Origin of the sequence: Vibrio sp. ZF 223, assembly GCF_003050585.1 — a bacterium.
Lineage (GTDB): Bacteria > Pseudomonadota > Gammaproteobacteria > Enterobacterales > Vibrionaceae > Vibrio > Vibrio crassostreae.
Map to the genome: position 1 here is coordinate 23,751 of NZ_PIGB01000001.1, position 8,988 is coordinate 32,738.

Sequence of the window (8,988 nt, forward strand, 5' to 3'; positions counted from 1 at the left end):
TTAAACCTATATTGCGTTGACTTACATTGGTTATGCCCCTATCGACTATTCATAGCTATTAACGCCTTAAATCGTTTCACATTTTTACACTTGTCCAAATCACACATTGCAGAGCAACTTTCAATGATTTTCAAAATTGTTCCAATTTAATAATCTTGGTCAATATCTGCCAAAATCATTGTGTTAATGTGCGCGCATTAGCAATAACCCATAAATAATAAAAAATGTTTAAAAGCAATGAGTTAACGATTAGCATCGAAGCAATCAATGTCGCGCTAGCAAAAGTTGAGAATGCCAATAAAATTCAGCTAGATACGTTGAAAGGTTATGTGAACAGCGAACCTGAACAAGCTGTAATGGCTTTTCGATCACTGAATGAAGCAGAATCAATCGACGACAAGTTTAGAAAGATCATGGCAGAGCTGCCGCACCTAAGCGGTGAAGCACACCACTTGCTTGAAACTTCTATCTTGCTACAGTGATTCTAGCTACAGATAAGCCTCAGCCAATCCAAGTTAGTTCATGTATTCCTGGGCAGGTTGAGGCTTATCTTTAACTGAACACAGTATTTAATCAATGACTTAGCGGTCACACAAAGCTGTTCTGATTGGTTGAAATGAATAGGTGATGTAAGGCCCTCGCATTACTCCCAAAAGTTCCACCACTTTTTGCTGTTTTCTTCACGCTGCTGTTGGCCTTTTTCTGACCCTTTTCCTTCTTCTTTACGCTCTTGTTCCGCTTTCTTTTCTTTCTGCTTTTCTAATCCCGACTTTTCTTCGTCATTATCCATATCATCTTTAAGCTTTTCTTTCTTATCCTTGAGCTTCTCTTTACTCTCTTCGAGGGCTTCTTTCTCGTCTTCCAAATCGTCGAGCTCTTTATCTAGCTTCTGCTTATCTTTTTTATTCTTACTTTTTTTGGCTTTCTTCTTTTTCTCTTCGATCATTGAATCAAGCTGCTTCTCACGATCGTTAATTTCGCCTTCAACTTTTTTTGCCTCAGCGAACGTTTTGACTTCTTCTAAATTGGGCTTACCTTTACCAGCCCACTCAGGTTTAGCAGCAATGCTGTAATTAGACCATGATAGTAAAGCACTTGATACGGCAACGACGAGTACTGTTTTGTTCATCCTTAAACTCCTACTTACTTGTTCTAACTAAAAATTTTTTCTATTTACCTATTAAACTTAATCGTCTAATACGAGAAAAACAAGAAAACGCACCAAACTAATCAATATAAGTCTGGTGCGCTTTATTAATCGATACTACAACTCAATTTTTTTCAGCATACCCGCTTCAGCATGACCTGGGATATTGCACGCAAACTCTACGTTGTTGTCGCCATGAAAATGCCATAGCAATTGCTTCGCTTTACCGGGCTTTACCGTCACTGTACTGCCTGAGTCATGAGCGTGATTACCCATGTTTTTCATCATTTCACGGTGCTCTAATTGCTCTGATGCAGAACCAATCGAGAATTCATGATCAATCTTGCCTGTGTTCATCACAACGAACTGCACCACGTCGTTCGGCTCAATTTCAACCTTGTTCTTAAATGTGATTTTCATATCGTCACTTAGTAGAACATGAACCACCTTATCCGGCTTTGCGCCTGTCGCAGGCATACCGACTTCAGACATGCCTTCCATATTCATCATTGAATGGTCCATCTTTCCATCCTCCATCATGCTGTGGTCCATTTGGGAATGATCCATCTCTCCACTCTTCATCATCGAGTGATCCATATTTGAGTGGTTCATATTTGAGTGGTCCATTTCAGCAAAAGCCGTTGCAGTAGTTAACGTCAGTACAATCGCAATAAGTGTCTTTTTCATGGTCGTTCCTTAGAATAATTCAGTTTTTAATTCGTTAGTTTTTGATATTCGTGTAATGCGCCCTTACTCACTCTGTGATAGTAAGTAAGGGCTAATAATCAGTACGTTATTTGTTTATCTCGTTTTGGCTATGCGTAATCTCATGCTGTTTCCAAAGCTTAAAGATTGCAGGCAACACCAGTAGGGTAAGTAGTAGTGCAGATGCCATACCGCCTATCATCGGCGCGGCAATTCGCTGCATCACTTCAGACCCCGTTCCCTCGCCATACATAATTGGAATGAGACCAATGATCACAGTGAGAACCGTCATCATCACAGGGCGTACACGCAGCCCTGCCCCCTCACGGATGGCATCAGTGAGGTCAGCTTGTTGAATTGTTTGTTGGTTCTGCTCTGCATCGAGCTTTTTGTAGTGCCATGCTTGGTTTAGGTAGACCAACATGATCACTCCTATCTCAACGGCGACTCCGGCAAGAGCGATGAAGCCCACACCTACCGCAATCGAGAAGTTGTAATTGAGGAGATGCATCAGCCATAGACCACCAACCATAGCGAGTGGCAATGTCAGCATGATCATCATCACCTCACCGACACGGCGGAAGCTTAGGTAGAGCAACAACATAATGATGGCGATGGTGATTGGCACAACGACACTCAAACGCTCCTTCGCACGCTCCATGTATTCATATTGACCAGACCATGCCAGTGAATAGCCAGCAGGCAAGACGATTTGATCGGTGACTATCTTTTGCGCCTCTGCCACGTAAGAACCAAGATCACGCCCTTCGATATCAACAAACACCCAGCCATTAGGACGAGCGTTCTCCGTCTTAATCATTGGAGGCCCGTCTTCGTAACGAATATCCGCGACATCCGAGAGGGCGATACGCGCACCGTTTGGTGTCACTAACGGCAGGTTCTGCAACTTAACAACAGAATCACGATAGCTTTGTGGGTAACGAACGTTGATTGGATACCGCTCTAGACCTTCTACGGTTTCACCCACGTTCATTCCTCCGATCGCAGTCGAGATAACCTGTTGCACTTCTTTAATGCTCAAGCCATATCGCGCAGCAGAGCGTCGTTTAATGTCTATCGTCACATAACGACCACCCGCAACACGTTCGGCATATACCGAAGCAGTGCCACTAACCTTGTTGAGGATGGGTTCAAGTTGCGAACCAATATCTTCAATCACGCTAAGCTCCGGGCCAGCGATTTTGATCCCAATTGGGGTTTTGATACCAGTCGCTAACATATCAATACGGGTTTTGATTGGCATAACCCACGCATTGGTCAAACCTGGGAACTGAATCAGATCATCGAACTCTTTACGCAGAGACTCCGTAGTGACGCCGTCACGCCACTCGTCTCGTGGTTTAAGCTGAATTACGGTTTCAATCATGGTTAACGGTGCAGGATCGGTTGCAGTCTCTGCTCGACCAATTTTGCCCCACGTGGTTTCGACTTCTGGGATGGTTTTGATGAGCTTGTTAGTTTGTTGCAACAACTCACGAGCCTTACCTATTGAGATGCCCGGATACGTGGTTGGCATGTACATCAAATCCCCTTCGTCCAAAGGAGGAATGAACTCGCTACCAAGCTTACTGGTTGGGTAATAAGCAGACGCCATTAAGCCAAGTGCGATAACAATCATCACCTTGGGATATTTTAGGCTGAGGTTCAGAAGCGGTTTGTACATCGCCACTAGGCTACGGTTTACTGGGTTTTTGTGTTCAGGTAGCACGTTGCCGCGAATGAAGTAACCCATTAGCACAGGCACAAGCGTGATAGCCAAACCCGCCGCTGCCGCCATTGCATACGTCTTGGTAAACGCAAGTGGCGAGAACATCTTGCCCTCTTGGCCTTCTAACGCGAACACAGGCACAAAGCTCAAGGTAATGATAATCAGAGAGAAGAACAGCGGTGCGCCAACTTCTTCTGCTGCCTTACCAATCACCTGCCAACGGTTTTTGTCAGTGAGCGGAGTCCGTTCAATGTGTTTATGAACGTTCTCGATCATCACGATGGCACCATCCACCATGGCGCCAATCGCAATCGCTATTCCGCCAAGAGACATGATGTTGGCGTTGATGCCCTGCCAATGCATGACGATGAATGCACCCAAGATTCCGACAGGTAGACTTAGTGCGATAACCAACGACGAGCGGATATGGAACAAGAACAGCGCACACACCACGGCGACCACGATGAACTCTTCAGCTAGCTTCTTCCAAAGGTTTTCAACCGCAGAATCAATCAAAGTAGAGCGGTCATAAGTCGCGACAATCTCGACACCATCAGGTAAGCCGGCTTGCAGCTCAGCGAGTTTGGATTTCACCGAGTCGATCACTTCACTGGCATTTTCACCAAAGCGCATCACGATAACGCCGCCAACCGCTTCGCCCTCACCATTAAGTTCAGAGATACCACGTCGCATTTGCGGGCCAAGATTAATGTCAGCAATGTCGCCCAGTAGCAGCGGCGTGCCTTTGTCGGTTACTTTTAATGGCAGAGATTGGATATCTTCTATGCTTGTGAGGTAGCCGGTCGTACGAACCATATGTTCGGCTTCGGCAATTTCGACCACAGACGCACCGGTTTCTTGATTACCATCTTGGATTGCCTTGTTGACTTGTTGAAGCGTTAGGTCGTAAGCACGTAACTTGGCAGGTTCAATCTGTACTTGGTACTGCTTCACCATGCCGCCAACGGTCGCCACTTCAGACACGCCTTCTACGGTTTGCAATTCATACTTTAAGAACCAATCTTGCAAACTTCGAAGTTCGGCCAAGTCGTGCTGACCAGTTTTGTCTTGCAACACGTAGCTGTAAACCCAGCCCACACCGGTTGCATCCGGCCCTAGTGTTGGCTTAGCACTCGATGGCAAGTTAGGTGCAACTTGGCTTAAGTACTCCAACACTCGTGAACGCGCCCAGTACATATCAGTATCGTCATTAAAGATGATATAGACATAGGAATCACCAAAGAACGAGTAGCCACGAACCGTTTCAGCTCCTGGCACAGCTAACATGGCGGTGGTCAATGGGTAAGTCACCTGATCCTCGACCACTTGTGGCGCTTGCCCCGGATAACTGGTTTTGATGATCACCTGAACGTCTGACAAATCAGGAATGGCATCGACCGGTGTATTTTTAACGCTGTATAAGCCGCCAAATACGATGGCTACAGTGGCAACCAGCACTAAGAAGCGGTTGCTAATAGACCAGCGAATAATTGCATTGATCATAGTTCGCCCTCACCCGTGCTATTCGTCGATTCGAGAGACTTGAGCACATAATCCGAACCTTGCTTCACAATTAGAAACCGAACACTTTGACCCTCGGCAAACTCGGATAAATCGAGGTCATCACTGACTTGGAAGTTCATTTCGCCCGCTTTCCAATCCCATTCAGGCACTGGCTTGTGATTTACCGTGATCATTCCGAAGTCTGCCATCAGCATTGTGATGTCTCCCTTCACCCACACTTCGCCCGCCATTTGATGCTCGCTGACCTTATAATCAACGACTTCATACTGACCTGACTCTGTTTTCATCATTTCAAAATCAACGACTTGCCCACGCTTCACGTCAGCCATATCTAAGCCTTCTGAGAAGGTAAAATTCATCACCATGCCCGGCCAATCCCATTCAGGTACAGGTTGGTGATTGATGGTCGCCATACGACTGCCTTGCATCACATCTGCAATTTCACCTTTTGCCCAAACTGTTTCGGCTTGCTCTTCAACGCCATTGATTCGCGACAAATCAGCGGATTGGCTAGATTCAGAATCCAACATGAAGTGCGCAGAGGTGACAATATGTTCACCTTGTTCAAGCCCTTGCAACACCTCGATCTTCTCGCCAGCTTCACGCCCTACTTCAATGCGTGCTGAACGGTATTTTCCCTCACCTTCGGACAACACCACTCGAGTCATTCCACCTGAATGGATAACCGATGATCTTGGTATGGTAAGTACGGCATCATCACTGATTGGCTTCAACGCAATATTGGCGAACATGTTCGGTTTGAGTTCGCCATTAGGATTCGAGAACTTCAAACGAACGCGTAAAGTTCGAGTTTTCGGATCTAGGATTGGATAAACATAATCAACATTGCCCTGCCACTCCTTACCGGGAATCGCATCCAGTGTCATCTCTGCATTACTGCCCGACGAGATCCAGTGTGCTTGGCGTTCAAACACTTCGGCATCAACCCATACTTCGCCTAGAGGACCAGCACTGATCACCGCTTGTGCAGGTGAAAGGTAACCACCTTCTCGGATATTCAGACTTGCGATGACACCATCGGCTGGCGCTTTGACTTCAATGGTTTGCGAGGCTTTGCCTTTGCGCGTAATAGCGCGGATTTGAGTCTTATCAACACCCAAGGTAATTAAGCGTTCAGTCGAACCCTTGATCAAACCTTTACGACCCGTTTTATAAGCACTGATCAACTCTTCTTGTGCTTTAACAAGCTCTGGTGAATAGAGTGTGAAAAGCACATCACCTTTGTTTACCTTCTCACCCACTGCGTTGATGGAGAGTTTTTCCACCCAACCAGAAACGCGGACGTTGGTTTGCCATAGCGCACTTTCATCAAATTCCACGTAGCCAACCGTTTCAATGCGTGGTGATAGCGCTTCTCTCGTGACTTGTGCGGTTTTGACACCAAGATTGTTTTCTACCGACGGATCGATAAACACAGTTCCTGCTTTGTCTGAACCACCACTTAAGTCATCGGCATAAACAGGGATTAAATCCATCCCCATAGGTGACTGACCCGGTTTATCACGCTGATAGTTTGGGTCCATTGGCGCAACCCAATACAAAGGTTCGTCACTGGTTTCTGTGCTAGTTGCCATTGCTGACATGTCGTGTGCTGGATTAATTAGAAAATGGTTCACACCAAAACCCAATGCACCACCGACCAATAAAGCGATTGTTGCTACTTTTACTGAACTCATTGTCTATTCCCTTATTGATTGGCTGTGTGTTTAGTTGCGCTTGAGTTGAGTTGTGGTTGGTTTACTTGGTATTCAAAACCACTGACTAACGCGGCTAGCTTGCTGTTAACGATGTTGAGGTCGGTGATCAAACGCTGTTGCTCTAGTTTCAGAGCAAGCTCGTCTGCCGTTGCTGCAATAACATCGTTAAATTGGGCGGTGTTGTTTTGATAGCCCCTTTCAACCGCGCTGATTCGTGCTGCGGTTTGAGGAAGCAAGGACGTTTGATAGCGTTCTAATCGCTGGTTCAGGTTTGATCTGTCCACCAGCAAGGCGTTCACTTGCGCGTTCATTTGGGAAAGTAAGGTGTCTTTTTGAGATTTAGCTGCGCCAACTTGGTACTGCGCCGCAGACAAATTCTTGTCTTGTCGGTTCCCTGTAAACAGAGGGATATCGACTGTTAGATAAGCGCTCACAAGATCAGAAGCAGGTTCGCCAGCCATGTTGTTCGCTTGTCGGTGGGCATACATCACTTCCACCCCAAACTGCGGGGTATAAGCTTGCTCGGCTAACTCAACCTGAGTTTGATTGGAGGAAATACTGACATCGGAGATCTTAACCAAAGGATGGTCAGTCAATAGCTGGTAGTGCTTAGTTGAATCGATATTGGTCGCTAATTTGCTTTCCAACAACGACCAATCGATTTGGTTAGTTGCACTCAGTGTTCCCTGAGAATCAAGAACCTGAGAGCCTAGCCAATCAGAACCCAACCATTCAGAAAGCTGAGAGATTAAACGGCGCTGAACCTGCTGGTTTGCCTGTAGTTTCTCATCAAGCTTGCTCACTTGAAGCTGAGCATTAAGCAGATCTTGCGCTTCACTTTTACCAATCGAGTAATTGGTCTGCACATAGTTTTCTAGCTCAACTAACAAGCGTCGATTTTCACGCATCACACCTTCAGCGACTTGCTGATAACCTAACTCAAGCCAAAGCTGCGTCATGCTATTCGCAACCGTCAATTCTCTTGCTTGCACCTGCAAAGCTAAAGCATCAGCCTGCTGGCCTGCCTTTTTCTGTTGGAGGTTAAGCGTATCGCCACGCTCAAACTGCTGCATTAGACCGACCGAAATATTGGTCATCGGGTCTTCATCAAACTGGAAGCTATCGACTGGCAGTCCGCCAAATCCGACTTTCAATTTCGGATCCATTAAGGTTGCGCTCGCAATGCCCGTTTCTCGCATCGCTTGAGACTGAGCAAAGTACTGTTTGCGATTTCCATCTTCGCTTAAAGCAATCTCAATCAGTGTATTGAGTTGCTGTGACGAGCTTTGCTGATCAACTTGTGTAGAAACAGGAGCCGCAGCCAAAGCACTACCTGAAATAAAAGCAGAGCTTGAAATTAAGGCAGCAGCGACCACTAAGCTCGTGTTCATTACAAACACAGAGGTTGTTGGTTTTATATTCACAATGAATGTCCATATCTAGCGCTAATTAGCGCATAAAAAAGAATGACTTATCAGATTTATCTCACTGATAGAGCTGTATTTTTAGATATAGATTTATGCGGAAGGTGGGCGTAACAAAGATTGTGCACGAGTCACTTTTTGACCAATAGTCACAGAATGATGAGGTGCGAATGAAGAGGAAATTTGGTAGTTGGCTTGAAGCGCCTGAATTGTGTGTGATGCGGTAGAACAAACAGAATAGCAACAGCTATGAGTAGAATCCGAACCGCCACAACAGTTGTTGCCCATCACATGCTCACCGTGAGCATCCATTAATTCTTGATGCGAAGCCATCTTGTCATCAGCAGACAGCTCAACATAAATAGCGTGGTCATCATGGGCAGAGTGAGCTCCATGAACAGACTGGTCGCCATTCGGCGTGCTTGCATGAACATGATCGCTCATGTCTGAATCGGTAACGGTCACATGGCAACCGGCAGCAAATTGATTTGCGGCATCAGGAACGCTCGGCGAATCGTTGTGCTGGCAGATAGACTTATTCGACATCATCTGCGTTGCCATGATATTAGCCATCATGGCTGAAGAGCTTGAGGCATAGCTAGACATCAACATCGCAATGATGCTGAAAACAATAATCCAAGTTTTTCGGAATGTGTTTGTCATAGCTTACCTTTGAATTTACACCGCAACTATAAACGTTACCCTTAGGGTAAGGTCAATATAATTCTTTGTACATTTGAA

Annotated in this window: 7 protein-coding genes; 1 reads left to right on the top strand and 6 read right to left on the bottom strand. The window is 45.8% G+C overall.

Annotated elements, in window-relative coordinates; genetic code table 11:
• Positions 1–224 precede the first annotated feature (224 nt).
• Positions 225–482, top strand: coding sequence for a hypothetical protein (locus tag CWO13_RS00120; protein WP_102433146.1), 258 nt, complete (start codon positions 225–227; stop codon positions 480–482).
• Positions 483–643: 161 nt separating this feature from the next.
• On the opposite strand, the gene CWO13_RS00125 is transcribed toward CWO13_RS00120, so the two are convergent.
• The 6 genes from CWO13_RS00125 to CWO13_RS00150 all read right to left on the bottom strand — a co-directional run bounded on the left by CWO13_RS00125 (position 644) and on the right by CWO13_RS00150 (position 8,910).
• A complete protein-coding gene (locus CWO13_RS00125) occupies positions 644–1,129 on the bottom strand; it encodes a hypothetical protein (RefSeq protein ID WP_019825867.1) in 486 nt (161 codons plus the stop codon).
• Positions 1,130–1,264: 135 nt separating this feature from the next.
• Positions 1,265–1,834 (bottom strand): copper-resistant cuproprotein CopI, encoded by a 570-nt coding sequence (copI, locus tag CWO13_RS00130; protein WP_108082300.1) that lies wholly within the window; start codon positions 1,832–1,834, stop codon positions 1,265–1,267.
• 106 nt (positions 1,835–1,940) lie between these two features.
• A complete protein-coding gene (locus CWO13_RS00135; RefSeq protein ID WP_108082301.1) occupies positions 1,941–5,084 on the bottom strand; it encodes an efflux RND transporter permease subunit in 3,144 nt (1,047 codons plus the stop codon).
• Complete coding sequence (locus CWO13_RS00140; protein ID WP_108082302.1) at positions 5,081–6,802, bottom strand: efflux RND transporter periplasmic adaptor subunit; 1,722 nt, start codon at positions 6,800–6,802, stop codon at positions 5,081–5,083. Before CWO13_RS00140 ends, CWO13_RS00135 begins: the two co-directional genes overlap by 4 nt.
• 11 nt (positions 6,803–6,813) lie before the next feature.
• Positions 6,814–8,241: a TolC family protein gene (locus tag CWO13_RS00145; protein ID WP_108082607.1), complete on the bottom strand. Its 1,428-nt coding sequence runs from the start codon at positions 8,239–8,241 to the stop codon at positions 6,814–6,816.
• A gap of 99 nt (positions 8,242–8,340) precedes the next feature.
• On the bottom strand, positions 8,341–8,910 hold the full coding sequence (locus tag CWO13_RS00150) for a hypothetical protein (RefSeq protein WP_108082303.1): 570 nt from the start codon (positions 8,908–8,910) through the stop codon (positions 8,341–8,343).
• Positions 8,911–8,988: the final 78 nt, after the last annotated feature.

What these genes read in the sequence shown, in the direction of transcription:
- CWO13_RS00125 (WP_019825867.1), bottom strand. Translation starts at nt 1,129, where the DNA reads ATGAACAAAACAGTACTCGTCGTTGCCGTATCAAGTGCTTTACTATCA.
- CWO13_RS00150 (WP_108082303.1), bottom strand. Translation starts at nt 8,910, where the DNA reads ATGACAAACACATTCCGAAAAACTTGGATTATTGTTTTCAGCATCATT.
- CWO13_RS00135 (WP_108082301.1), bottom strand. Translation starts at nt 5,084, where the DNA reads ATGATCAATGCAATTATTCGCTGGTCTATTAGCAACCGCTTCTTAGTG.
- copI (WP_108082300.1), bottom strand. Translation starts at nt 1,834, where the DNA reads ATGAAAAAGACACTTATTGCGATTGTACTGACGTTAACTACTGCAACG.
- CWO13_RS00120 (WP_102433146.1), top strand. Translation starts at nt 225, where the DNA reads ATGTTTAAAAGCAATGAGTTAACGATTAGCATCGAAGCAATCAATGTC.
- CWO13_RS00140 (WP_108082302.1), bottom strand. Translation starts at nt 6,802, where the DNA reads ATGAGTTCAGTAAAAGTAGCAACAATCGCTTTATTGGTCGGTGGTGCA.